At 46.6% G+C, this 24,536-nt stretch carries 20 protein-coding genes and 7 tRNA genes; 26 read left to right on the forward strand and 1 reads right to left on the reverse strand.

What is annotated here, in order from left to right; translation table 11 throughout:
- The first annotated feature begins 60 nt into the window (after nucleotides 1–60).
- From rlmD to rpoS, 13 genes are all read left to right on the forward strand, one after another.
- Nucleotides 61–1,389 carry a 23S rRNA (uracil(1939)-C(5))-methyltransferase RlmD gene (rlmD, locus tag L4C35_RS20625; protein WP_428464670.1) on the forward strand — a complete coding sequence of 443 codons (1,329 nt, stop codon included), beginning with the start codon at nucleotides 61–63 and terminating at the stop codon, nucleotides 1,387–1,389.
- Between the two features lie 52 nt (nucleotides 1,390–1,441).
- Entirely contained in the window at nucleotides 1,442–3,676 is a 2,235-nt protein-coding gene (relA, locus tag L4C35_RS20630; protein WP_428464671.1) for a GTP diphosphokinase, read from the forward strand.
- Between the two features lie 89 nt (nucleotides 3,677–3,765).
- Nucleotides 3,766–4,569, forward strand: a complete 804-nt coding sequence (gene mazG / locus L4C35_RS20635) for a nucleoside triphosphate pyrophosphohydrolase (RefSeq protein ID WP_428464685.1) — start codon at nucleotides 3,766–3,768, stop codon at nucleotides 4,567–4,569.
- A gap of 223 nt (nucleotides 4,570–4,792) precedes the next feature.
- Nucleotides 4,793–6,433 (forward strand): glutamine hydrolyzing CTP synthase, encoded by a 1,641-nt coding sequence (gene pyrG, locus L4C35_RS20640; protein WP_048900593.1) that lies wholly within the window; start codon nucleotides 4,793–4,795, stop codon nucleotides 6,431–6,433.
- Between the two features lie 80 nt (nucleotides 6,434–6,513).
- Nucleotides 6,514–7,815: a phosphopyruvate hydratase gene (eno, locus tag L4C35_RS20645; RefSeq protein ID WP_428464672.1), complete on the forward strand. Its 1,302-nt coding sequence runs from the start codon at nucleotides 6,514–6,516 to the stop codon at nucleotides 7,813–7,815.
- A gap of 238 nt (nucleotides 7,816–8,053) precedes the next feature.
- Nucleotides 8,054–8,329: a cell division protein FtsB gene (ftsB, locus tag L4C35_RS20650; RefSeq protein ID WP_048900595.1), complete on the forward strand. Its 276-nt coding sequence runs from the start codon at nucleotides 8,054–8,056 to the stop codon at nucleotides 8,327–8,329.
- A 43-nt stretch (nucleotides 8,330–8,372) separates the two neighbouring features.
- Nucleotides 8,373–9,068, forward strand: a complete 696-nt coding sequence (gene ispD / locus L4C35_RS20655) for a 2-C-methyl-D-erythritol 4-phosphate cytidylyltransferase (protein ID WP_428464673.1) — start codon at nucleotides 8,373–8,375, stop codon at nucleotides 9,066–9,068.
- Nucleotides 9,068–9,544: a 2-C-methyl-D-erythritol 2,4-cyclodiphosphate synthase gene (gene ispF, locus L4C35_RS20660; protein WP_428464686.1), complete on the forward strand. Its 477-nt coding sequence runs from the start codon at nucleotides 9,068–9,070 to the stop codon at nucleotides 9,542–9,544. Before ispD ends, ispF begins: the two co-directional genes overlap by 1 nt.
- A gap of 27 nt (nucleotides 9,545–9,571) precedes the next feature.
- A complete protein-coding gene (truD, locus tag L4C35_RS20665) occupies nucleotides 9,572–10,636 on the forward strand; it encodes a tRNA pseudouridine(13) synthase TruD (protein WP_428464674.1) in 1,065 nt (354 codons plus the stop codon).
- A complete protein-coding gene (gene surE, locus L4C35_RS20670) occupies nucleotides 10,617–11,366 on the forward strand; it encodes a 5'/3'-nucleotidase SurE (RefSeq protein WP_428464675.1) in 750 nt (249 codons plus the stop codon). The genes truD and surE overlap by 20 nt, the downstream gene beginning before the upstream one ends.
- A 2-nt stretch (nucleotides 11,367–11,368) precedes the next feature.
- Nucleotides 11,369–11,998 carry a protein-L-isoaspartate(D-aspartate) O-methyltransferase gene (locus L4C35_RS20675; protein ID WP_428464676.1) on the forward strand — a complete coding sequence of 210 codons (630 nt, stop codon included), beginning with the start codon at nucleotides 11,369–11,371 and terminating at the stop codon, nucleotides 11,996–11,998.
- A 3-nt stretch (nucleotides 11,999–12,001) separates the two neighbouring features.
- Entirely contained in the window at nucleotides 12,002–12,928 is a 927-nt protein-coding gene (gene nlpD, locus L4C35_RS20680; protein ID WP_428464677.1) for a murein hydrolase activator NlpD, read from the forward strand.
- A 48-nt stretch (nucleotides 12,929–12,976) separates the two neighbouring features.
- Complete coding sequence (gene rpoS / locus L4C35_RS20685; protein WP_428464678.1) at nucleotides 12,977–13,969, forward strand: RNA polymerase sigma factor RpoS; 993 nt, start codon at nucleotides 12,977–12,979, stop codon at nucleotides 13,967–13,969.
- A gap of 127 nt (nucleotides 13,970–14,096) precedes the next feature.
- On the opposite strand, the gene mutS is transcribed toward rpoS, so the two are convergent.
- Complete coding sequence (mutS, locus tag L4C35_RS20690; RefSeq protein ID WP_428464687.1) at nucleotides 14,097–16,634, reverse strand: DNA mismatch repair protein MutS; 2,538 nt, start codon at nucleotides 16,632–16,634, stop codon at nucleotides 14,097–14,099.
- Nucleotides 16,635–16,852: 218 nt separating this feature from the next.
- Between mutS and pncC the strand changes: the two genes are divergently transcribed.
- The 13 genes from pncC (at nucleotide 16,853) to L4C35_RS20755 (ending at nucleotide 24,512) form a co-directional block, all read left to right on the forward strand.
- Complete coding sequence (gene pncC / locus L4C35_RS20695; protein WP_428464679.1) at nucleotides 16,853–17,344, forward strand: nicotinamide-nucleotide amidase; 492 nt, start codon at nucleotides 16,853–16,855, stop codon at nucleotides 17,342–17,344.
- A 113-nt stretch (nucleotides 17,345–17,457) separates the two neighbouring features.
- The gene (gene recA, locus L4C35_RS20700) at nucleotides 17,458–18,507 is read left to right on the forward strand and encodes a recombinase RecA (protein WP_428464680.1); all 1,050 of its coding nucleotides are present in this window, start codon (nucleotides 17,458–17,460) and stop codon (nucleotides 18,505–18,507) included.
- A 92-nt stretch (nucleotides 18,508–18,599) separates the two neighbouring features.
- A complete protein-coding gene (gene recX, locus L4C35_RS20705; RefSeq protein ID WP_428464681.1) occupies nucleotides 18,600–19,088 on the forward strand; it encodes a recombination regulator RecX in 489 nt (162 codons plus the stop codon).
- A 214-nt stretch (nucleotides 19,089–19,302) separates the two neighbouring features.
- A complete protein-coding gene (gene alaS, locus L4C35_RS20710) occupies nucleotides 19,303–21,924 on the forward strand; it encodes an alanine--tRNA ligase (protein ID WP_428464682.1) in 2,622 nt (873 codons plus the stop codon).
- Between the two features lie 15 nt (nucleotides 21,925–21,939).
- On the forward strand, nucleotides 21,940–23,118 hold the full coding sequence (locus tag L4C35_RS20715; RefSeq protein WP_428464683.1) for an aspartate kinase: 1,179 nt from the start codon (nucleotides 21,940–21,942) through the stop codon (nucleotides 23,116–23,118).
- An 83-nt stretch (nucleotides 23,119–23,201) separates the two neighbouring features.
- Entirely contained in the window at nucleotides 23,202–23,399 is a 198-nt protein-coding gene (csrA, locus tag L4C35_RS20720) for a carbon storage regulator CsrA (RefSeq protein WP_048900608.1), read from the forward strand.
- 231 nt (nucleotides 23,400–23,630) lie between these two features.
- Nucleotides 23,631–23,722 (forward strand) — tRNA-Ser (locus tag L4C35_RS20725).
- Nucleotides 23,723–23,760: 38 nt separating this feature from the next.
- Nucleotides 23,761–23,837 (forward strand) — tRNA-Arg (locus tag L4C35_RS20730).
- Between the two features lie 70 nt (nucleotides 23,838–23,907).
- Nucleotides 23,908–23,984, forward strand: a tRNA-Arg gene (locus tag L4C35_RS20735).
- 12 nt (nucleotides 23,985–23,996) lie between these two features.
- A tRNA-Ser gene (locus tag L4C35_RS20740) sits at nucleotides 23,997–24,088 on the forward strand.
- Between the two features lie 92 nt (nucleotides 24,089–24,180).
- Nucleotides 24,181–24,257: transfer RNA gene (locus tag L4C35_RS20745), tRNA-Arg, on the forward strand.
- Nucleotides 24,258–24,307: 50 nt separating this feature from the next.
- Nucleotides 24,308–24,384 (forward strand) — tRNA-Arg (locus L4C35_RS20750).
- A 51-nt stretch (nucleotides 24,385–24,435) separates the two neighbouring features.
- A tRNA-Arg gene (locus L4C35_RS20755) sits at nucleotides 24,436–24,512 on the forward strand.
- Nucleotides 24,513–24,536 lie beyond the last annotated feature (24 nt).

Here is a 24,536-nt window from a genome sequence, read left to right on the forward strand (position 1 = left end):
CTTAAAGAAAGTCAGGCCATTCGACAAATTCTCAATGTCTGAACAGTGAGCGAAACACCTATGGCACGCTTTTTTAAGCCTCAAAAACGAAAAATTACCGACACTAAGCACAAGGAAATCACGATAAGTCGCTTAGACCATGTAGGCGCTGGCGTTGGCCACCTGAATAAAAAACTGGTATTTGTTGACGGTTTATTGCCTGGCGAAAAAGCGGTTGTTCAGTTTACTGAAGACAAAAAACAGTACGCACGTGCGACTGTGATTAAGCGTCTAACCGATAATGCAGAGCGTATTAAACCGCATTGTCCAATCTATGACCAGTGTGGTGGCTGTAACTTACAACATTTATCCCATCCCGCTCAGGTTATTGCGAAGCAGCAATCGCTAGGCGAGCTGATGACAAAGTTCTCTGGTGCGGACTCAGTGCCTCAGCAAGTAGCGCCTATTGTCGCACAAGATATCGAATACCGTCGCTGTGCTCGATTTGCAGTTAAGCTCAGCACGAAAGGGCAGTTAGCGTTTGGTTTTCGTAAAAAGCAAAGCAAAGACATCGTCGATGTTGCCCATTGCCCAGTATTGTCGGCATCACTGAATGAACTTTTACCCGATTTACGTACTCTGTTAATGGGGCTAAAAGGTCGTAAAAACCTTGGGCATGTGGAATTAGTGGAAGCGGACAATGGCCGTGTCGTTTTGATCCGCCATTTAAAACCGTTTTCTGACAGCGATATGGCACAGATTGATGCGTTTGCTGATAAAAATGACATCACGCTATACCTATCACCTGAGAGCGATGAGTTACACCATGTCCGTGGTGATAAGCCTTTCTATGAATTGGATGGGGTTGAACTGACATTTTCACCGAAAGACTTTATTCAGGTGAATGCCAGCGTAAACAAGCAAATGGTTGCTCAAGCGGTTGATTGGCTCGATGTGCAGCCTGACGATCGTGTACTCGATCTTTTCTGTGGTTTGGGTAATTTTAGTTTACCACTGGCGAAACGCGCAAAAGCACTGGTAGGTGTTGAAGGTGTCGATGAAATGGTTCATCGTGCCACTTATAATGCTGAAAAAAATGGTGTCGATAACGCAACCTTCTACCAAGCTAACTTGGATGAGGACGTGACTTTGCTATCATGGGCCAAAGAGCCCTTTAATAAAATATTACTCGACCCTGCGCGCGCGGGCGCCGCAGGTGTTATGCAGCACGTTATAGCGCTAAAACCACAACGCGTGGTGTATGTGTCATGTAACCCTGCCACGTTGGCGCGTGATAGTCAGGCATTGCTGCAACAAGGTTATCAGTTGGAGCGTCTTGGCATGTTGGATATGTTCCCACATACCGGACACTTAGAATCAATGGCGTTATTTGTTAAAACAGAACGTTAACCACGTCTGAATACTCGTAAACGCCATAACAAAAGCTAAACAGGACAGAGAAATGGTCGCAGTTCGCGGTGCGCATTTAAAGGAAAACGATACATTTGAACTTTCAACATGGGTTGATAGTTTGCAGCAAGACGCCAAGATTTCGAAGCGTTTAAAAAGCACCTATCAGCGGTGTATCGACATAACATCAACGGAAGAATCAGCAACATTATTGTTGTGGCGTGGCCGCGAAATGGTTGAAATCCTCGTGATGCTCAGCATGGATGCCGAAACTTTGGTCGCTGCGTTGCTATGCCCATTGGTTGAAGCTGGGGTCTACGACTTAGAACAAGTCAAAGAAGACTACAACACCGCTATCATGCAGTTAGTGGCGGGGGTTGACCAAATGGCAGCCATTCGTCAACTAAATGCGACCACGGAAGGCGCGGCTCAATCTGCACAGGTCGATAATATTCGCCGTATGCTGTTGTCGATGGTCGACGATTTTCGCTGCGTCGTTATCAAACTGGCAGAGCGTATTTGTAATCTGCGTGAAGTGAAAGATGAGCCAGATGAAGTGCGTCGAGCAGCAGCCAAAGAATGTGCCAACATCTATGCTCCGTTGGCGAACCGCCTGGGTATTGGACAGCTAAAGTGGGAAATCGAAGATTACGCTTTCCGTTACCAACACCCTGATACCTACAAACGTATTGCTAAGCAGTTGTCTGAGCGTCGCATCGTTCGTGAGCAATACATCGAGCACTTTGTAACAGATCTGGCTGACTCGATGAAGAGCGCTAGCATCAATGCTGAGGTGCAAGGTCGTCCGAAACACATCTATAGCATCTGGCGTAAGATGCAGAAAAAGAACCTCGATTTTGATGAGTTGTTCGATGTACGTGCGGTACGTATTATTGCCGACCAACTGCAAGATTGTTATGCCGCGTTAGGGGTAGTGCACACCAAGTACCGTCATCTACCAAAAGAGTTTGATGACTACGTGGCAAACCCGAAACCTAATGGTTACCAGTCTATCCATACTGTCGTGTTAGGGCCTGAAGGTAAAACGATTGAAATCCAGATCCGTACCAAGCAGATGCATGAAGAGTCGGAGCTGGGTGTCGCGGCGCACTGGAAATATAAAGAAGGTGGAACAGCAGGCGGCGGCAGTAAATCATCATACGATGAGAAAATTGAGTGGCTTCGTAAGTTACTGGTTTGGCAAGAAGAGATGTCAGATTCTGGCGAAATGCTGGATGAACTCCGTAGTCAAGTATTCGATGATCGCGTGTATGCCTTCACACCTAAAGGTGATGTCGTCGATTTGCCGCTGAATGCGACACCACTCGATTTTGCCTATCACATTCACTCTGAAGTGGGCCATCGCTGTATTGGTGCCAAGGTTGAAGGGCGCATTGTTCCCTTCACGTATAACTTACAAATGGGTGATCAGGTTGAAATCATCACCCAGAAAGAGCCGAACCCTTCGCGTGATTGGCTAAACCCCAACTTGGGTTTTGTTACCTCTAGCCGTGCCCGTGCCAAGGTACATGCGTGGTTTAGAAAACAGGCGCGTGATAAAAACTTGATCGCTGGGCGTGAAATGTTGGATGCTGACTTGCATAAGTTAGGCGCCACCATGAAAGACGCTGAGCTGTATGCGCTAAAGCGTTTCAATGCCAAAAACCTCGATGAGTTGTTTGTCGGTATTGGCAGTGGTGACTTGCGTATCAACCAGGTTGTTAATCATATTAATACCTTGGTGAACAAGCCAACCGCAGAAGAAGAAGACAAGCAACTGCTTGATAAGCTGACCGAAGCGAGTGAAAAGAGCAGCACCAGTACCCAGAAACCACAACGTGATGCCGTCGTGGTGGAAGGGGTAGACAACTTAATGACGCATTTAGCGCGTTGTTGTCAGCCGATCCCTGGTGATGACATCACAGGTTTTGTTACTCAAGGCCGTGGCATTTCGGTGCACCGCAGCGACTGTGAACAGCTTGATGAGTTGCGTCACCATGCGCCAGAGCGTTTAATTAAAACGGTGTGGGGCGGTGGATTTGTTGGTAACTACAACATTACAGTACGTGTCATTGCTTCTGAGCGTAACGGTTTGATCAAAGAGTTGACCAATACGTTAGCCAATGAAAAAACCAAAGTGTCGGGCATGAAGAGCCGTATCGATTACAAGAAACAAATGTCGATCATGGATTTTGAATTAGAACTGACGGATCTGGAAGTGCTGAGCAAGGTTATAAAACGTCTTGAGCAAGTGAAAGACGTCGCAGAAGCGAAGCGCTTATACTAAGTGGCTATAGAGTTCGCTCAGTGTAATAAAATAAATAACGGGAAGCCTTAGTGCTTCCCGTTTTGTTAAGTGAGAACAAAATGAAACAGATGAATTCAGCAGCAATAACTCAATTACTTGAAATCATGGCGACGTTACGTGACCCACAACAAGGGTGCCCGTGGGATATCAAGCAGACGTTTGACTCGATCGTACCGCATACTATTGAAGAAGCTTATGAAGTGGCTGATGCGATTTATCAGCAAGATTGGCAAGAAGTAAAAGCAGAATTAGGCGATTTATTATTCCAAGTGGTGTTTTATAGCCAAATGGCGAAAGAGCAGGGACTGTTTGATTTTGATGAGGTTGTGACAGGGCTGAATGAAAAGCTGACTCGCCGCCATCCCCATGTTTTTAGTGAAGCCGAGTTTGCTGACGATGCAGAAATCAACGCCAATTGGGAAGCAGAGAAAGCCAAAGAGCGCGAACAAAAAGGAGAAGACGACAGTGTATTGGCAAATATTCCACTCGCATTGCCTGCTTTAAGCCGTGCCGATAAGATCCAACGACGCTGTGCGAAACACGGTTTTGACTGGGATACCCTAGGTCCTGTGGTGGACAAGGTCAAAGAGGAAATTGACGAAGTTTTAGAAGAAGTCATCCAAGTTGAGCCTGATCAAGCCAAAATTGCCGAAGAAGTAGGGGATCTGTTATTTGCTTCCGTCAATTTAAGTCGCCACCTTAAGGTCAATCCAGAGCAAGCCTTGCAGTTGGCAAACAAAAAATTTGAGCGACGATTTCGCCAAGTGGAAGAAAGTGTGCTAGAACAAGGTCTACGGCTTGAAGCGTGTTCATTGGAAAAACTCGATGGCATTTGGGATCAGGTAAAACAGCGTGAGAAGGCGAATAGTTAATCAAATTATGCGGTTAACCCGAGCTGCTAGAATATGCTTTCAGTGAATACTTTTGTTGTTATTTTACACGAACAGTTTGTGCAACTCGTATAATTGATTTGAAACAAATAATACTCATGATTGCTGTGATAGTTTTCACGTTGTGGCGATAAAAGGTGTCTGGTATCATTGCTCTCCGTCCAGATAGTTTTTATATCCTCTACACCAATCTTCCAGGTTAAATATGACAACGAATTACATTTTTGTTACGGGCGGGGTTGTTTCCTCTCTAGGTAAAGGTATTGCTGCTGCATCTCTAGCGGCTATTCTAGAAGCACGTGGTCTTAAAGTGACTATGATGAAACTAGACCCTTACATCAACGTTGACCCAGGCACAATGAGCCCAATTCAACACGGTGAGGTATTCGTTACGGAAGACGGTGCAGAGACCGACCTTGACCTTGGTCACTACGAACGTTTTATTCGTACCAAAATGACCAAGCGTAACAACTTTACAGCGGGCCGCGTGTACGCGGACGTACTTCGTAAAGAGCGCCGTGGTGATTACCTAGGTGCAACCATTCAGGTTATCCCACACATTACTAACGCGATCAAAGAACGCGTTATTGCAGGTGCAGAAGGTCACGACGTTGCTATCGTCGAAGTGGGTGGCACTGTTGGTGATATCGAATCACTACCATTTATGGAAGCGATTCGTCAGTTAGCTGTAGAGCAAGGCCGCGAGAACACTATGTTCATGCACCTGACTCTGGTTCCTTACCTTGCAGCAGCAGGTGAAGTGAAAACGAAGCCGACTCAGCACTCTGTAAAAGAACTACTTTCTATCGGTATTCAGCCTGACATCCTAGTATGTCGCTCTGACCGAATGATCCCAGCGAACGAGCGTGCGAAGATTGCACTTTTCTGTAACGTTCAAGAAAAAGCTGTTATCTCAATGAAAGACGTAGATTCAATCTACAAGATCCCACAATTGATCAAAGCACAAGGTTTGGATGACCTAGTATGCCAACGTTTCGGCATTACAGCGCCTGAAGCGGATCTATCTGAGTGGGAACAAGTAATCTACGAAGAAGCAAACCCTACTGATGAAGTCGTTATCGGTATGGTTGGTAAGTACATCGAACTACCTGATGCTTACAAATCAGTAAACGAAGCATTAAAACACGCTGGTCTTAAGAACCGTCTATCTGTGAAAATCAAGTACGTTGATTCACAAGACGTTGAGTCTAAAGGCACAGAAGTACTAGAGGGTCTGGACGCAATCCTAGTACCAGGTGGTTTCGGCGGTCGTGGTGTTGAAGGTAAAATCCGTACAGCACAATACGCTCGTGAAAACAAAATTCCATACTTAGGCATCTGTCTGGGTATGCAAGTGGCACTGATTGAATTCGCACGTAATGTTGCGGGTCTGGCGGATGCGCACTCAACGGAATTTAACGAAGAAACTAAAAACCCAGTTGTTGGTCTAATCACTGAATGGGTTGATGGTGAAGGTAACGTTGAAGAGCGTACTGAAAAATCAGATCTAGGCGGTACAATGCGCCTTGGTTCTCAGCTATGTCACCTAGCGGACGGTTCAAAAGCACGTGAGCTATACAACAGCCCAACAGTGCACGAACGTCACCGTCACCGCTACGAAGTAAACAACAACCTACTTCCTAAACTAGAGAAAGCAGGTTTGAAAGTTTCTGGTCTGTCTGCAGATAAGAAACTGGTGGAAATCATTGAAATCCCGAACCACCCATGGTTTGTGGCTGCTCAATTCCACCCTGAGTTCACCTCAACGCCTCGCGATGGTCACCCACTATTCGAAGGCTTTGTAAAAGCGGCAGGTTCAAACCTACGCGGTGAGCTTAATAAGTAAGGATTACTGGTAGCAGTAGCGGGGGATGCTACTGCTATTTTTTAGCTTTTTATTTTGAAGATAAAGCAAGAGGAAACATAATGTCTAAGATCGTTAAAGTTCTAGGTCGTGAAATCATCGATTCACGCGGTAACCCAACTGTTGAAGCTGAAGTACACCTAGAAGGCGGTTTCGTTGGTATGGCGGCAGCTCCATCTGGCGCATCTACTGGTTCTCGCGAAGCTCTTGAGCTACGTGACGGTGACAAAGCACGTTTCCTAGGTAAAGGTGTTCTTAAAGCAGTTGAAGCTGTAAACGGCCCAATCGCTGAAGCACTTGTTGGTAAAGATGCGAAAGCACAAGCTGACATCGACCAAATCATGATCGACCTAGACGGCACTGAGAACAAATCTCTATTCGGTGCTAACGCAATCCTTGCTGTTTCTCTAGCGAACGCTAAAGCTGCTGCAGCGGCTAAAGGCATGCCTCTTTACGAGCACATCGCTGAGCTAAACGGTACAGCTGGCGTATTCTCTATGCCTCTACCAATGATGAACATCATCAACGGTGGTGAGCACGCTGATAACAACGTTGACATCCAAGAGTTCATGATCCAACCAGTTGGCGCAAAAACTCTTAAAGAAGGTCTACGCATCGGTGCTGAAGTATTCCACAACCTAGCTAAAGTTCTTAAAGCTAAAGGCCTAAGCACTGCAGTGGGTGATGAAGGTGGCTTCGCTCCTAACCTAGAATCAAACGCTGCTGCTCTAGCTGCAATCAAAGAAGCTGTTGAAGCTGCGGGTTACGTACTAGGTAAAGACGTTACTCTTGCTATGGACTGTGCTGCATCTGAGTTCTACGACAAAGAAGCTGGTCACTACAACATGAAAGGCGAAGGCAAAATCTTCTCTTCTGAAGAATTTAACTTCTACCTACAAGATCTTGCTAACCAATACCCAATCGTATCTATCGAAGACGGTCTTGACGAGTCAGATTGGGCTGGTTTCAAACACCAGACTGAACTAATGGGTGACAAGCTTCAACTAGTTGGTGATGACCTGTTCGTTACTAACACTAAGATCCTTGCAGAAGGTATCGAGAAAGGTGTTGCTAACTCTATCCTTATCAAGTTCAACCAAATCGGTTCTCTAACAGAGACTCTAGCTGCAATCAAGATGGCTAAAGATGCTGGTTACACAGCAGTTATCTCTCACCGTTCTGGCGAAACTGAAGATGCAACTATCGCTGATCTAGCGGTAGGTACAGCTGCAGGTCAAATCAAAACTGGTTCTATGAGCCGTTCTGACCGTGTTGCTAAGTACAACCAACTTATCCGTATCGAAGAAGCTCTAGGTGCTAAAGCTCCTTACAACGGTCTTAAAGAAGTTAAAGGTCAAGCTTAATCATTAAGCTTTGATCATGGATAGGTAACTATCCCATGACTTTATAGAAGCCGCCTCGACTGAGGCGGCTTTTTTTATGCTTAAATAAAAAAGACATGCGCGCGAACGCTAGTCAGAAATCGCGTATTGTGGGATGATTGCCGAGCGTGTTGAAGGCGTCTTATTTGCCGAGTTTATGTTGATTTGCATTTGATCTCGGCAAATAGGTATGAATAACAAAAAATAGAGTGGGATTTCCATGCGTTTGTTAACTGTACTGATGCTATCGGTGCTGTGCTGGCTACAATATGAGTTCTGGCTCGGAAAAAACGGCATGATGGAATATTTGCAGGTGAAAGATAACGTTGAAATTCAGCGCCATGCGAATGCCGACGTGGCACAACGTAATCAGCAAATGTATGTCGAAATCTATGATCTTCACCGTGGCCTCGAAGCGGTAGAAGAGCGTGCAAGAAATGAACTTGGCATGATCAAACCGGACGAAACATTTTTCCGAATTGTGGGTGATAATTAACTATCTATCACTGTATTGCCACTATGAATAGCGAACTTCTAACATGACCCAACAACTGACTGCTGTCGTCCCAGCGGCAGGGGTAGGTAGCCGCATGGCTGCTGACCGACCTAAGCAATATTTATCCATTGCGGGAAAAACAATTTTAGAACACACCATCGACCGCCTGTTGACTCATCCATCTATTCAGCACGTTGTTATCGCGATCAGTCCATCAGACCCTTATTTTGCTGATCTGGCGCTAGGGCAAGATCCGCGTATTACGGTTGTCGATGGCGGCGCTGAGCGCGCTGATTCGGTGTTTGCTGGCTTAGCCCAAGTACCGAGTGATAGTTGGGTATTAGTGCATGATGCCGCCCGACCATGTTTACGCCAAGACGATCTGCAAAATTTGATTGCCGCCGCTGTGCAAAGCGAGTGTGGTGCCATTCTAGCAGCGCCTGTGCGTGATACCATGAAGCGCGGTAACGGCAGTCAAGGGATCGCGAGTACAGTTGATCGTAGTGATTTATGGCACGCGTTAACGCCGCAAATGTTTAAAGCGGGTGAGTTACGTGAAGCCTTACAAACAGCATTGCGTGAAGGTGCGACAGTGACAGATGAAGCCTCAGCGTTGGAACACTGTGGCAAAACGCCATGTCTAGTAAAAGGGCGGGCGGATAATATAAAAGTAACCCAGCCTGAAGATTTGGCGCTGGCAGAATTTTACTTGCAGCTTTTGGTAAAGGAACAAGCATGATGCGAATTGGACACGGCTTTGATGTACACAAATTTGGCGGTGAAGGCCCAGTAATTATTGGTGGCGTTGCCGTACCTTATGAGCAAGGGCTGATAGCCCACTCTGATGGTGATGTCGCGCTTCATGCTGTTTGTGATGCCTTATTAGGTGCGATTGGCGCAGGCGATATTGGCCGTCACTTTCCAGATACGGATGCTGAGTGGGAAGGTGCGGATAGTCGTTTCCTACTGCGTGACGTTTACCATAAAGTAAAAGCCAAAGGTTACCGCTTAGGTAACCTAGATGTCACCATTATTGCGCAAGCGCCCAAAATGGCACTGCACATTGATGACATGTGTAAAACGATTGCTGAAGATTTAGAAACAACGATCGATAATATTAATGTTAAAGCAACCACCTCAGAGCGTTTAGGGTTTACTGGACGCAAAGAAGGTATCGCATGCGAAGCGGTTGTTTTAATTCACAAGGCTAACTAAGCAGTAGCCCACTATAACGGTGTGATTATGTCTGATGTAATGGACAACTTTTTATGGCTTCATGGCAAGCCGACCTCACAAGGCTACATCAAAGTATTGCCTGAACACTTTGTTGTAAAAGAAAATCTCGGCTTCTCTTTTGCCGGCCATGGCGAGCACTTTATGGTTAAAATCCATAAGGTGGGAGAGAACACCAAATATGTTGTCAATGAGCTAGCAAAAGCATGTGGGGTCAAATCACGTGATGTGAGCTGGGCGGGCTTAAAAGATCGCCATGCCGTAACAGAGCAGTGGTTGAGTGTTCATTTACCCGGTAAAGACGATCCCGATCTGACTCAGTTCGAGGCGGATCATCCTGGTATTAAAGTGCTAGAAACAGCGCGTCATGATAAGAAATTACGCCCAGGCGATTTAGTGGGTAACTGGTTTGAACTACGTCTGACCGATATTGATGCGCCAGCAGCCGTTATTGAACGCTTAGAAAAAGTGCAGCAGCACGGTGTGCCGAATTACTTTGGCGAGCAACGCTTTGGTCGTGGTGGTAATAACGTGGTTAAAGCGCGTGCTTGGGGTAACGACGAGTTTCGTGTCCGTGATAAAAGCAAACGTAGCTTTTATTTATCGGCAGCGCGTTCATGGTTATTTAATATGGTGCTGTCTGCGCGTATTGAGCAACAAAACGTACACACCGTCATCTTGGGTGATTGCTTGCAAGCGCCAGGTCGTCATGACTGCACGCTGGTGGAAGCCCTAGACGCAGAGTGGCAACGTAAAGTCGATGCGGCTGAACTGGCGATCACTGCCCCTATGGTGGGTGATAATGCTTTACCAACCAGTGCTGATGCCGAAGCATTGGAATTAGCGGTGATTGATGCAGAACCCGCTTTGCTGAAATTGATCCGCGATAACCGTATGCGTCATGAACGTCGTTCGCTGTTACTTAAACCAGAGCAACTAACTTGGCAGCAAGAAGAGAACGACATTGTTGTTTCTTTTGCGCTACCTGCGGGCTGCTTTGCAACGGCAGTAGTACGTGAATTGATGACAGTACGAGAGCGAGAAGGCGAGCACTATGCGAATTCTGATCAGTAACGACGATGGCATTTTTGCTGAAGGAATAAACACCCTAGCCACAGCATTGGCAGAGCTTGGCGAGGTGGTCGTGGTTGCCCCTGATCGTAACCGTTCGGGTGCCTCCAATTCACTGACGTTAGATATTCCGTTACGCATTCGTGAAGAAGGCCAAGGGCGCATATCGGTTGAGGGAACCCCCACTGATTGCGTGCACTTTGCCTTAAACGAATGGTTAGATTACCGCCCTGATCTCGTCGTTGCGGGCATCAACCATGGCGCTAATTTGGGTGATGATGTGTTGTATTCTGGGACTGTCGCGGCAGCAACCGAAGGACACTTTTTAGGTGTGCCTGCGATTGCAGTATCATTAGTGGGGAAAACCCACTTTGCGACAGCGGCTCAAGTCGTGAAGGAGGTGATTGAAAATATGCAGTCTTCGCCTTTACCGACCAATAAAATCCTAAACATTAACGTGCCTGATCTTCCTTATGCTGAACTTCAATCTTGGCAGGTTACGCGTTTAGGGGCTCGTCATCGCGCCGAAGACATGGTGAAAGAAACCGACCCTCGTGGCAAAACTGTGTATTGGCTTGGTCCTCCTGGTGCTTGCCAAGATGCGGGGCCAGGAACCGACTTTTACGCGATAGAACAAGGTGCTGTGTCGATCACACCACTACAAGTAGATTTAACCGCGCATGATGCTATTGCAGGCATGAAGCAGTGGATGCAAAATGTGGAGATAAATTAAGGATGCGTCATGTGAGAGAGCGGCATAACCTGATGACATTTTTGAAACAGCAAGGTATCACCAATGAGCGAGTACTGGCTGCGATAGAAAATGTACCAAGGGAGCTGTTTGTCGATGAAGCCTTTTCTCATAAAGCTTATGAAAATAACGCCTTACCTATTGGTAGCGGTCAGACAATTTCGCAGCCTTATATCGTTGCGAAAATGACACAGCTATTGGCGTTAACCCCTGAATCAAAAGTGTTAGAAATTGGTACGGGATCGGGTTACCAAACTGCGATCTTAGCCCACTTGGTGAATCATGTTTGCTCCGTTGAGCGGATTAAAGCACTTCAGTGGCAAGCAAAACGTCGTTTTAAAAAGCTCGAGCTCCATAATATTTCGACAAAACATGGCGATGGTTGGTTAGGCTGGCACAATAAAGGGCCATTCGATGCCATTATTGTTACAGCAGCCGCTGAAACATTGCCGGTTGAATTGTTGGCGCAGCTAACAAATGGTGGGCGCTTGATTATTCCTGTTGGTGAACAGCAACAAGTGTTAAAACAAATCACCCGTCAAGATGATGAGTATTTGTATCAAGATATCGAAGTTGTACGTTTTGTTCCGCTCGTGGCTGGAGAGTTAGCGTAAAGCATGGTTAAAGGCGTGTTAGGGAAACACTATTGGCGAGTATCAGCGGTAGCAAGTAGTTTGCTGCTGCTGTCTGCCTGTAGCTCTCATCCGCCAGCACCTGTGTCTAGCGTGAACAGTAAGTATGGTAACGTGGAACGGGGTAGTTTTCGTGGCAGCTATTACCAAGTAAAAAAAGGCGATACCTTATATTTTATCGCTTACGTCACAGGACGCGATGTTAAAGAAATTATTGCTCATAATCGCTTGTCTGCACCTTACACTATTTATCCAGGTCAAAAACTTCAGCTCTGGAAATCAAAATATACGGCGCCTGTTTACGGAAAAGCCGCGCCTGTCATTGTGGCAAAAACACCTTCTAAAACAACTCAAAGCAAAGCAAAGCCGAAACCTAAGCCTAAGCCTAAGCCGAAAAAAACAACCCCAGTTAAAAAGGCTCAACCTCAGGCTGCACAAAAAACCGCCAATAAAAAAGTTGATCAGGGTCGCACAAAGGAGTACTCTCAAAACACCAAAAGTAACAAAGTTGTTACAAAAAGTGCAAGTGCTACTAACAAGGTTGACCGTTGGATTTGGCCAACGCAAGGGCGACTTATTGCTGGTTTCTCTAACTCAGAGAACGGTAACAAAGGGCTAGATATAGCAGGTCAACGTGGACAAGCGGTAAAAGCATCGGCGGCTGGCCATGTGGTATACGCGGGTAACGCACTAAGAGGGTATGGCAATTTAGTCATTATCAAACACAGTGATGATTATCTAAGTGCTTACGCTCACAACGATAAGTTATTGGTAAAAGAGAAACAGGCAGTTAAAGCGGGCCAGAAAATAGCTTCGATGGGAAGCTCTGGCGCTAAAAGTGTCCGTTTACACTTTGAGATCCGTTACAAAGGTAAGTCAGTCAATCCGATGCGCTACTTACCGAAACAATAGACAAGCTGAAGTTGTAATGTCTTGCTAACTCGCCATCTGGGAGGCGCTATGAGTAGAAGCAGCACAGCCAAAAACATCGAAACCTTTGATTTTGATGAAGACATGGAAACAGAAAATACACCCGTAGCAGAAAAGGCAGCAGCCGTTGAAACGGAAGCTGATGATGCCGAAATTTCTCGTTACGGTACGACGCAAAAAGCACTTGATGCGACCCAACTTTATCTTGGAGAAATTGGTTTCTCCCCCCTCCTTACCGCAGAAGAAGAAGTGCTTTATGCTCGCCGAGCTTTACGTGGTGACGAAGTCGCGCGTAAACGCATGATTGAAAGTAACCTCCGTTTAGTGGTCAAAATATCCCGCCGTTATAGCAACCGAGGGCTTGCCCTGCTCGATTTAGTCGAAGAAGGCAACCTAGGTTTGATCCGTGCGGTTGAGAAATTTGATCCTGAGCGTGGCTTTCGTTTTTCAACTTATGCAACATGGTGGATCCGCCAAACCATTGAGCGGGCGATCATGAATCAGACTCGAACTATCCGTTTGCCGATCCATGTGGTGAAAGAGTTGAACGTCTATTTGCGTACGGCTCGCGAGCTTGCGCAAAAACTGGATCACGAGCCAACCGCTGAAGATATTGCGCTGAAGCTAGAAAAACCCGTTGATGATGTCAATCGCATGTTACGTCTCAATGAGCGTGTCGGCTCAGTGGATAACCCAATTGGTGGAGATTCTGAGAAAGCGCTACTTGATATTATTCCAGATGAAAAGAACGGTGGCCCAGAAACATCAACCCAAGATGATGATATCAAACACTCGATAGTGGCATGGCTGCAAGAACTGAACCCTAAGCAGCGTGAAGTATTAGCCCGTCGTTTTGGACTGTTAGGCTATGAAGCCTCGACGTTAGAAGATGTAGGCCGAGAAATTGGTCTAACGCGTGAGCGTGTACGTCAAATTCAAGTTGAAGGACTTCGCCGTTTACGCGACATGTTAACCCATCAGGGGCTAAGCATTGAGTCTTTGTTTAATCAGGATATGTTGTAGTAAGCCAAGCGATCAGCCAAGGTGCATCGATAAACGAGATTAACCAACGACAAAGAGGACGCATTATGCGTCCTCTTTGTGTTTTCGTCGCTATTTGCTTCGAAGCGCCAGCGAGATGAATAACATTCTATAGCAGTGCTTTAAGGCGATACAGCTCGTCCAATGCCTGACGCGGCGTCATTTCATCGGGGTTTACATTCGCCAGTGCCTCTTCGACTTCACTTGGCTCAGGGATCAGTGTGAGTTGATTTTCTTCTTTCGGTACACCACCGGTTGGTTTGATGGCTTGCTGGTGACCGCTGGCTTCTAATTGTTGAAGTTTGGTTTTGGCACGCTTAATCACAGCTTTAGGTACACCGGCTAAACTGGCCACCGCCAAACCGTAAGACTTGCTGGCTGCCCCTTCTTGTACTGCATGCATAAAGGCAATTTCATCACCGTGCTCAACTGCGTCGAGGTGAACATTGGCCAATCCATCCATCAATGATGGCAGCTCGGTTAATTCAAAGTAGTGAGTCGCAAACAGTGTCATAGCGGCAATTTTTTCTGCTAACCATTCGGCACTGGCCCATGCTAGAGATAGGCCATCATAGGTACTGGTACCACGGCCAATTTCATCCATCAAGACTAAGCTGTTATTTGTTGCGTTGTGCAAGATGTTGGCGGTTTCTGTCATTTCAACCATAAAGGTGGAACGGCCAGAGGCTAAATCATCAGAAGCACCAATACGGGTAAAGATGCGATCAAGAGGGCCAATTTTAACGGCTTCAGCAGGGACAAAAGAGCCCACGTGTGCCATCAGCGCAATTAAGGCCGTTTGGCGCATATAAGTCGATTTACCCCCCATGTTAGGGCCCGTAACGATTAGCATGCGGCGATCCTGGTGCAGCGAGATCGGGTTAGCGATGAAGGGTTCGCTCAGCACTTGCTCAACCACTGGGTGACGACCCGCGGTGATCTCTATTCCAGTTTTCTCTGTCAGTTCAGGACGGCAGTAATTGAGGGTATCTGCGCGTTCAGCCAAGTTCGCCAGTACATCTAATTCAGACAAGGCATTGGCGATCATCTGTAGTTGCTCTAAGTGTGGCAACAATAAATCAAACAGCTCTTCCCACAGCTTTTTCTCTAAGGCTAACGCTTTAGATTTGGAGTGCAGTACTTTATCTTCGTGCTCTTTAAGTTCGGGAATAATGTAGCGCTCGGCATTTTTAAGCGTTTGGCGACGGACATAGTGCGCGGGTACTAAATGGCTTTGGCCACGGCTTACCTGAATAAAGAAGCCATGCACTTGGTTAAAGCCGACTTTCAAGCTATCGATGTCGTGATGTTCACGTTCGCGCTGCTCTAGCTCATCAAGGTAGCGTGTTGCGCCATCAGCCAGATCACGCCATTCGTCTAATTCAGCACTGTAGCCTTCAGCTAATACGCCGCCGTCACGGATCACCACGGGTGGGTTTTCTTTGACTGCGCGTTCAAGCAGTTCGCAAATCTCATCCATTGGCGCGGCATGTTGCGCCAGTTCTTTCACGCGCACTTGGTCAGTATCAGATAAAATGTCACTTAGCTCTGGCAGGTGCTGTAGGGCGGTGCGCATACGGGCTAAATCACGCGGACGCGCAGAGCGTAATGCGAGACGTGCCAAAATACGCTCAAGGTCGCCCATATTGCGTAGATTGCTAGCCACATCCATGAACAGGCCAGAGTCTTTAAAGGCTGCAATGGCATCAAGGCGGCCATTTAATTGCTGACGATCACGAATAGGTTGGTGCAACCAACGTTTCAGCAAACGGCTGCCCATTGGTGTCGCAGTATGATCCAGTACCGATGCCAGCGTATTATCAAAGCCGCCAGCCAGGTTTTGAGTTAGCTCTAAGTTACGGCGGGTTGCTGCATCAAGGATCACGGCGTGATCTTTGCGGTCTAAGGTGATCGCACGAATGTGCGGTAGCGCGGTGCGTTGGGTATCTTTAACATATTGCAGCAAACAGCCAGCCGCACATAAACCGTGCTCGGACTTTTCAACACCAAAGCCGACTAAATCACGGGTGCCAAATTGCATAGTAAGCTGTTGGCGAGCCGTTTCTATATCAAATTCCCACAGCGGACGACGGCGAGTGCCTTTGAAGTGATCAATAATGTGTGGCTGGCTAAAATCTTCCGAATAAAGCAATTCTGCAGGGCTGGTACGTTGTAGCTCAGCCTGCATGGCTTCTTCTGTCTCAGGCTCTGACAGCATAAAGCGGCCAGACGTAATATCTAGCGTGGCGTAGCCAAAGCGATTACCTGAGTGGTAGATCGCCGCGATTAAGTTATCGTGACGCTCATTAAGTAACGCTTCATCACTGACAGTACCCGGCGTCACAATGCGCACCACTTGGCGCTCAACAGGCCCTTTACTGGTGGCTGGATCGCCAATTTGTTCACAAATCGCAACAGACACACCTTGCTGAACCAACTTCGCTAAATAGCCCTCTACGGCATGGTGAGGTACACCTGCCATTGGAATTGGTTCACCGTTGGATGAGCCCCGCTTAGTCAACGAGATATCTAATAGCTGAGAAGCATTCTTGGCATCATCAAAAAAGAGTTCGTAGAAATCTCCCATCCGATAAAACAACAACACATCAGGGTTTTCAGCCTTGATTCTTAAAAACTGTTGCATCATTGGGGTGTGCTTTTCTAAACCTTTCACTGTCACGATATTGCCTACTTAGTTCGTTCTGAGATGCCAGATGAAATTCTGGAGAGTAAGGATACGTGAATCCGATCTAGTGGCAAAGTGGTTGCGAGGATTTTCTTCGTGATCATGAGGCGTTACTATCAACCTGCTGTGCATCAGAAATGCATTAGGGATACGGTATCAACCACAGTCAGGAGCGAGACATGGAATCCACATTACAAGTAGCCATATCATTAGGTGAAGCCTTACATCAACAAGGTTGGATCGCAACCACAGCAGAGTCATGCACGGGTGGGGGTGTTTCGGCTGCGATTACCGAGATCGCGGGTAGTTCAGCTTGGTTTGATCGGGCGTTTATTACCTACAGTAATGAAGCCAAACAGCAAATGCTGGGGGTAACTGAACAAGCCTTGATCGCGGAAGGTGCGGTGAGCGAAACAGTGGTGGAGCAAATGGCGCAAGGCGCATTAGCCCATTCAGATGCGCAGATCAGTGTGGCAATAAGCGGTATCGCTGGTCCAACAGGGGGCACCGAGACTAAGCCTGTTGGCACCGTGTGTTTTGGTTGGGCAGATACTACTGGATGGTACTGTACAAGCACCCAAATATTTACCGGTGATCGCACTCAAGTTCGCGAGCAAGCGGTGCTATTTGCCTTACAAGGTATGCGAGATCGCTTACTATCACTGGGCTGAGCGTGATCTTAGTGCTATTTACCATAAAAAAGTTTTAACCAGTGCTTGATACTGTATGAATAGACAGTATACTAAGCCCATCAACCTTATTTCATCATCCGTTGGAGAGTCGAATGGACGACAACAAACAGAAGGCTCTTGCCGCAGCGTTAGGCCAGATTGAAAAGCAATTTGGTAAAGGTTCAATCATGAAGTTGGGCGACAACCGCACAATGGATATTGAAACTGTTTCTACAGGCTCATTGTCACTGGATATCGCACTGGGTGCTGGTGGCTTACCAATGGGGCGTATTGTTGAAATTTATGGTCCTGAGTCTTCAGGTAAAACAACATTAACGCTTGAAGCGATTGCATGTGCACAAAAAGCAGGTAAGACATGTGCATTCATCGATGCAGAGCATGCCCTTGATCCTATCTATGCGCAAAAGCTAGGTGTGGATATCGACCAACTATTGGTTTCTCAACCTGATACTGGTGAGCAAGCGTTAGAAATTTGTGATGCCCTAGCACGCTCTGGCGCGGTTGATATGATCGTCGTCGACTCCGTTGCTGCCCTGACACCTAAAGCCGAAATTGAAGGTGAAATGGGTGATTCTCACATGGGTCTGCAAGCGCGTATGCTATCGCAAGCAATGCGTAAGTTAACGGGTAACCTAAAACAGTCTAACTGTATGTGTATCTTCATTAACCAAATCCGTATGAAGATTGGTGTAATGTTTGGTAACCCAGAAACGACAACGGGCGGTAACGCACTAAAATTCTACGCTTCTGTTCGTCTTGATATTCGTCGTACGGGCGCAATTAAAGATGGCGACGAAGTGGTGGGTAATGAAACCCGCATTAAAGTTGTGAAGAACAAAATCGCGGCACCATTTAAACAAGCTGAAACGCAAATCCTATATGGCCAAGGCTTCAACCGTAACGGTGAGCTCATTGACCTAGGTGTGAAGCACAAGCTGGTTGAAAAAGCAGGTGCATGGTACAGCTACAAAGGCGATAAAATTGGTCAAGGTAAAGCAAACTCGTGTAAGTACCTTGTTGAAAACCCAGCAATTGCCGCTGAAATTGAGAAATCACTGCGCGATATGTTGCTAAGCAAAGAGCCAGCAGCTGAAGACGAAAGCATTGAAGATATCGATGCTGCAGAAGGCGAAGCGTTTTAATTAACAGTAACCTTGTGACGCAAGTCAGCGATAAATGAATTAAGGACGGGCTCTGTATGAAAATACAGAGCCCGTTTTATTTGGATTAAATGATGACTGAGAACGCTTCAAACAAGTGCAAAGGGATAACCAAGCCGAAGAAGTCGGTACAAGAAGCCGCTATTGGGTATTTATCGCGCCGCGATCACGCTGAAAAAGAGCTACGGCAAAAGTTGATAGCGCGAGGTTACAGTGATGAAGAAGTCGATAAAGCCATCCATTTTTGCCAAGACTATAATTGGCTTAACGATGTGCGTTACGCCAGTATTATGGTGAGAAACGGTATTGCTAAAGGATGGGGTGAACTGCGTATTCAACAAGAAATGGCACTAAAAGGGGTCGACAGCAGTATCATGGATCAGGTACTGGAAGCCGCTGAAGTCGATTGGTATCAACATGCCTGTGATGTTGCAGCCCGTAAATTTGGTCAAACCCCGATAGATACGCTGAAAGAAAAAGCAAAGCGTTATCGTTTTATGCAATCGCGCGGCTTTAATTTTGACCAGATCGCTTATGCATTCGGTCAAGATGAAGAATATTAAAGAATCCCACCTTTTATTACGGTTTTTCGCAACATAACATTTCCAGTTACTGCCACCGTTGTTTTACAATAGCCCCCAAAAAATTTATCTTAGAGCGATTCGACTCCTTGTGTTAGCACGATTTGCAGCAAACTGTAGATCGAGATACTGCCAAGGGAATCGCTTTACGTGATTATTCTGTCATCAATACAAAGCATTTATTCAGGATTTGCCAATGTACATGAGCACTGATGAGATTCGCCGTGCGTTTCTTGCGTTTTTTGAGAGCAAGGGCCACCAAATTGTGGAAAGCTCTTCGCTTGTACCTGCGAACGACCCAACGTTGTTGTTCACTAATGCCGGTATGAACCAATTTAAAGACACTTTTCTAGGTCTTGAAAAGCGTAACTACACACGAGCGACAACTGCTCAGCGTTGTGTACGTGCGGGTGGTAAACACAATGACCTTGAGAATGTTGGCTTTACAGCACGTCACCATACGTTTTTTGAAATGCTGGGTAACTTCAGCTTCGGTGATTATTTCAAGCAAGATGCGATCAAATACGCATGGGAGTTTTTAACGGTTACGTTGAAATTGCCAGAAGATCGCCTGCTTGTAACTATCTATGAAACCGATGATGAAGCGTTCGAGATCTGGAATAAACAAATGGGTATTCCAGCCGACCGTATCGTTCGCATTGGTGATAATAAAGGTGCACCGTACGCGTCAGATAACTTCTGGCAGATGGGTGACACTGGCCCTTGTGGTCCTTGTACTGAAATTTTCTACGATCACGGTGAGCACATTTGGGGTGGCCGCCCTGGTACGCCAGAAGAAGATGGCGATCGTTTCATCGAAATCTGGAACAACGTATTCATGCAATTCAACCGTCAAGCTGACGGTACAATGGAACCGCTGCCTAAGCCTTCTGTTGATACAGGCATGGGTATCGAGCGTATTGCCGCTATCATGCAGGGCGTTCACTCAAACTACGAAATCGATATTTTCCAAACGCTGATTAAAGAGTCTGCGAAAGTTATCGGTCACGATGATCTGTCTAACCAATCGCTACGCGTAGTGGCTGACCACATTCGTTCATGTGCCTTCCTAATCGTTGATGGCGTAATGCCTTCAAATGAAGGCCGTGGTTACGTACTTCGTCGTATTATTCGTCGTGCTGTTCGTCACGGTAACAAGCTTGGTGCACAAGGTGCATTCTTCTACAAACTTGTAGGTCCTTTAGCTGAAATCATGGGTACTGCCGGTGAAGAGCTGAAGAAACAGCAAGAGATTGTTGAAAAAGTACTGAAAATCGAAGAAGACAACTTTGGCCGTACGCTTGATCGTGGCCTAGCTATCTTAAACGAAGCGCTAGAGAACCTAGATGGCAAAGTATTAGACGGCGAAACTGTTTTTAAACTTTACGATACTTACGGTTTCCCCGCTGACCTAACCAATGATGTTGCGCGTGAACGTGGCTATTCGATTGATGAAGATGGCTTTAACGAAGCGATGGAAGCACAGCGTCAACGTGCTCGTGAAGCGGGTTCATTCGGTGTTGATTACAATAGTGCAATCAAAGTGGATGCATCGACAGAGTTCTGTGGTTACACAGCAACCCAAGGTGAAGGCAAAGTTGTTGCACTTTACCGCGATGGCGAAGCTGTTGATAGCGTGAATGCTGGCGATGAAGCACTTGTTGTACTTGATAGTACATCTTTCTATGCAGAGTCGGGTGGTCAATGTGGCGATGCTGGTGTGATCAGTGCTGCGGGTGTTAAGTTTGACGTTGCAGATACGCAGAAATTCAGCGATGCTATCGGCCATTCTGGCGTAGTGGCTGAAGGTGCTATCAAAGTTGGCGACAAAGTAAACACGATTGTTGACGCTGCGCGTCGTCAAGCGATCAGCTTAAACCACTCAGCAACACACTTATTGCACTCTGCACTGCGTAACCTACTGGGTGACCACGTTGCACAGAAAGGGTCTTTAGTTAAAGCTGACTCACTGCGTTTTGACTTCTCTCACCTAGAAGGTGTGAAAGCGGAAGAACTACGTGAAGTAGAGCGTGTTGTAAACGAACAAATTCGTCTAAACAATACTATCGAAACAAACGTGATGGATATTGAATCGGCGAAAGAAAAAGGTGCGATGGCACTGTTCGGCGAAAAATATGATGATGAAGTTCGTGTCTTAAGCATGGGTGAATTCTCTACAGAGCTTTGTGGTGGTATCCACGCAGCAAACACGGGTGATATCGGTCTATTTAAGATTGTATCTGAAGGTGGTATTGCTGCGGGCATTCGTCGTATTGAAGCGGTAACAGGTGCGGGTGCAATCGCGGCTCTTCACGCACAAGAAGCGTTACTGACTGAAACGGCAACGCTTGTGAAGTCTGACGCGGCGTCAGTGGCAAGCAAAGTGGGTGCCTTGGTTGCTCATAGCAAGCAACTAGAAAAAGAAATTCAGCAACTGAAAGATAAGCTAGCAGCGCAAGAAGGTGCGGGTCTTATTAATCAAGCGCAAGAAATTAACGGCGTGAAAGTGTTAATTTCTAAATTAGATGGAGCGGATAACAAAGCACTACGTGGCATGGTTGATGAACTGAAAAACCAGCTAGGTAGTGGTGTTGTTGTTCTTGGTAATGTAAGCGGCGACAAGGTAGGTCTGATCGCTGGCGTAACCAAAGATCTTATCGGCAAAGTAAAAGCGGGCGAACTAGTTAACTTAGTGGCGCAGCAAGTTGGCGGTAAGGGCGGCGGTCGCCCTGATATGGCACAAGCAGGTGGCACTGATGCCGCGGCATTGCCAGCAGCATTAGAGTCTGTAACACCTTGGTTAGCTGAAAAACTGTAAAACTGGAGAGGTGAAGTGGCACTATTGGTGCAGAAATTTGGTGGTACTTCGGTCGGTAGTATCGAACGTATTGAAGCGGTGGCTGAGCGTGTGATTCAAACACGCCAGCTTGGTCATAAGGTAGTCGTTGTTTTATCGGCAATGTCAGGCGAGACGAATCGTCTGCTCGGTTTAGCAAAACAAATTGATGAGGTACCAACACCTCGTGAATTAGATGTTTTGCTCACCGCTGGTGAGCAAGTCTCTATAGCGCTATTGGCGATGGCCATTAATAAACGAGGCTTCAATGCTGTTTCGATGACAGCAGATCAAGTCACTATTCGAACGGATAATGCATTTAATAATGCCAATATCATATCGATAGATACAGACAGACTGGAAAGTCAGCTCGATCAAGGAAAGATTGTGATTGTTGCTGGCTTTCAGGGTCGTGATAGCGATAACAATATTACGACGCTAGGCCGCGGTGGCTCTGATACCACTGCGGTTGCGGTTGCGAGCGCGCTGAAGGCTGACGAATGTCAGATCTTTACGGACGTGGATGGGGTCTACACGACCGACCCACGAATCGTGCCTTCAGCCACTCGATTACCAGAGATTCATTTTGATCACATGCAAACAATGGCTGCATGTGGTGCAAAAGTGCTACAATTACAGTCAGTTGAATATGCGCGTATGCATAAAGTGCCTTTGAGAGTACTTTCTTCGTTTGAAGAAGGTGAGGGGACGCTCGTTAACTTTGAAACGCAGTACTCGCCAGTGATGGTGGGCATTGCGCTACAGCGTCAACAAGCTCTAATTGATATTGATGCGCCGCTGGCTGATGTTCAGCAACAAGTGGATCTGTTTGGTTTACAGGTTTGGGTTGTTGCAAATACAGTACAGAGTGCACAAATTGTTGTCGCTAATGATGATTTAGCACGGCTACGGCTAGTGTTTGATAATAAAATGCGCCATATTAGTGATGTATCGACCCTGTCAATGGTTGGTGATGATGTTGTAACGGTTGCAGAAGCCGTCGTCACAACGTTAGGCAACACGAATATTCAGGTGCATCATAACAAGCAAATGACTGATTGCGTTTCGTTGTTAATCAATGAAACTGACCATCAAACCGCTGTTGAAGTTATTCATAGTCAGTTTGTTGTGAATCAGGAACTTTTGGGCAATCCATCACTTCTAGCGGTTTCTTGAGTGGGAACTATTTACGAAGTCGTAAAATTTGTTGGATAATGCTCGTTAATACTTATAGAAGAGATTACTCAAGGAGCACATGAATGCTAATTCTGACTCGTCGCGTAGGTGAGACGTTAATGATTGGTGACGAAGTAACTGTCACTGTATTGGGTGTTAAAGGCAACCAAGTTCGCATCGGCGTTAATGCACCGAAAGAAGTTTCTGTACACCGTGAAGAGATTTACATGCGAATCCAAGCGGAAAAAGAAACTGGAACACCAAATACTGGTAACTTCTAATTTCGAGGAAGGTCGGCCTATTGATTGCTGGCCTTTTTTGTATCTGGCGGAAAATACTTCCTCCATCATTCTACTGCTAAATCAGACACAAATTAGTTAGATACCTCACAACAATGTCCGATTAAGTGCCTTCTTGGTTACTTACTGCGCATACGTGAGTTTATGGACAGTTTTTCTCGATAAAGTGTTTGACTTATTTTTGGCTGGCAGTAATATGAGCCCCCGCAACACGGTGAGGTGGCCGAGAGGCTGAAGGCGCTCCCCTGCTAAGGGAGTATACGGTTTATCCCGTATCGAGGGTTCGAATCCCTCCTTCACCGCCATTATCTTTTTAGTGGTGTTGCAACAAAGAAACGACGGAGCGCGCGTAGCTCAGCTGGATAGAGTACCTGGCTACGAACCAGGCGGTCGGAGGTTCGAATCCTCCCGCGCGCACCATTCTTTCTTTAACAATTTAAACGACAATGAAGTGTGATTGATTCCTTTCATTGTGGTAAAACAAATTAGTGCGCGCGTAGCTCAGCTGGATAGAGTACCTGGCTACGAACCAGGCGGTCGGAGGTTCGAATCCTCCCGCGCGCACCATCGAATTTGTGTGGTGAGGTGGCCGAGAGGCTGAAGGCGCTCCCCTGCTAAGGGAGTATACGGTTTATCCCGTATCGAGGGTTCGAATCCCTCCTTCACCGCCATTCTTTCGTTGTTTCTGGTATTTAATCAATACGGTTAATAACATGAACAACCAGTATCTTTCTTAGTAAAAAGATACAATGTAACACCCGGAGCGCGCGTAGCTCAGCTGGATAGAGTACCTGGCTACGAACCAGGCGGTCGGAGGTTCGAATCCTCCCGCGCGCACCATTATTTATAAGCAGTGATAGCCTCATGTTATCGTTGTAGCAACACYCGGAGCGCGCGTAGCTCAGCTGGATAGAGTACCTGGCTACGAACCAGGCGGTCGGAGGTTCGAATCCTCCCGCGCGCACCATTATTTATAAGCAGTGATAGCCTCAATKTTATCGTTGTAGCAACACCCGGAGCGCGCGTAGCTCAGCTGGATAGAGTACCTGGCTACGAACCAGGCGGTCGGAGGTTCGAATCCTCCCGCGCGCACCATTATTTATAAGCAGTGATAGCCTC

The organism is Photobacterium kagoshimensis, assembly GCF_050337045.1.
GTDB lineage: Bacteria > Pseudomonadota > Gammaproteobacteria > Enterobacterales > Vibrionaceae > Photobacterium > Photobacterium kagoshimensis.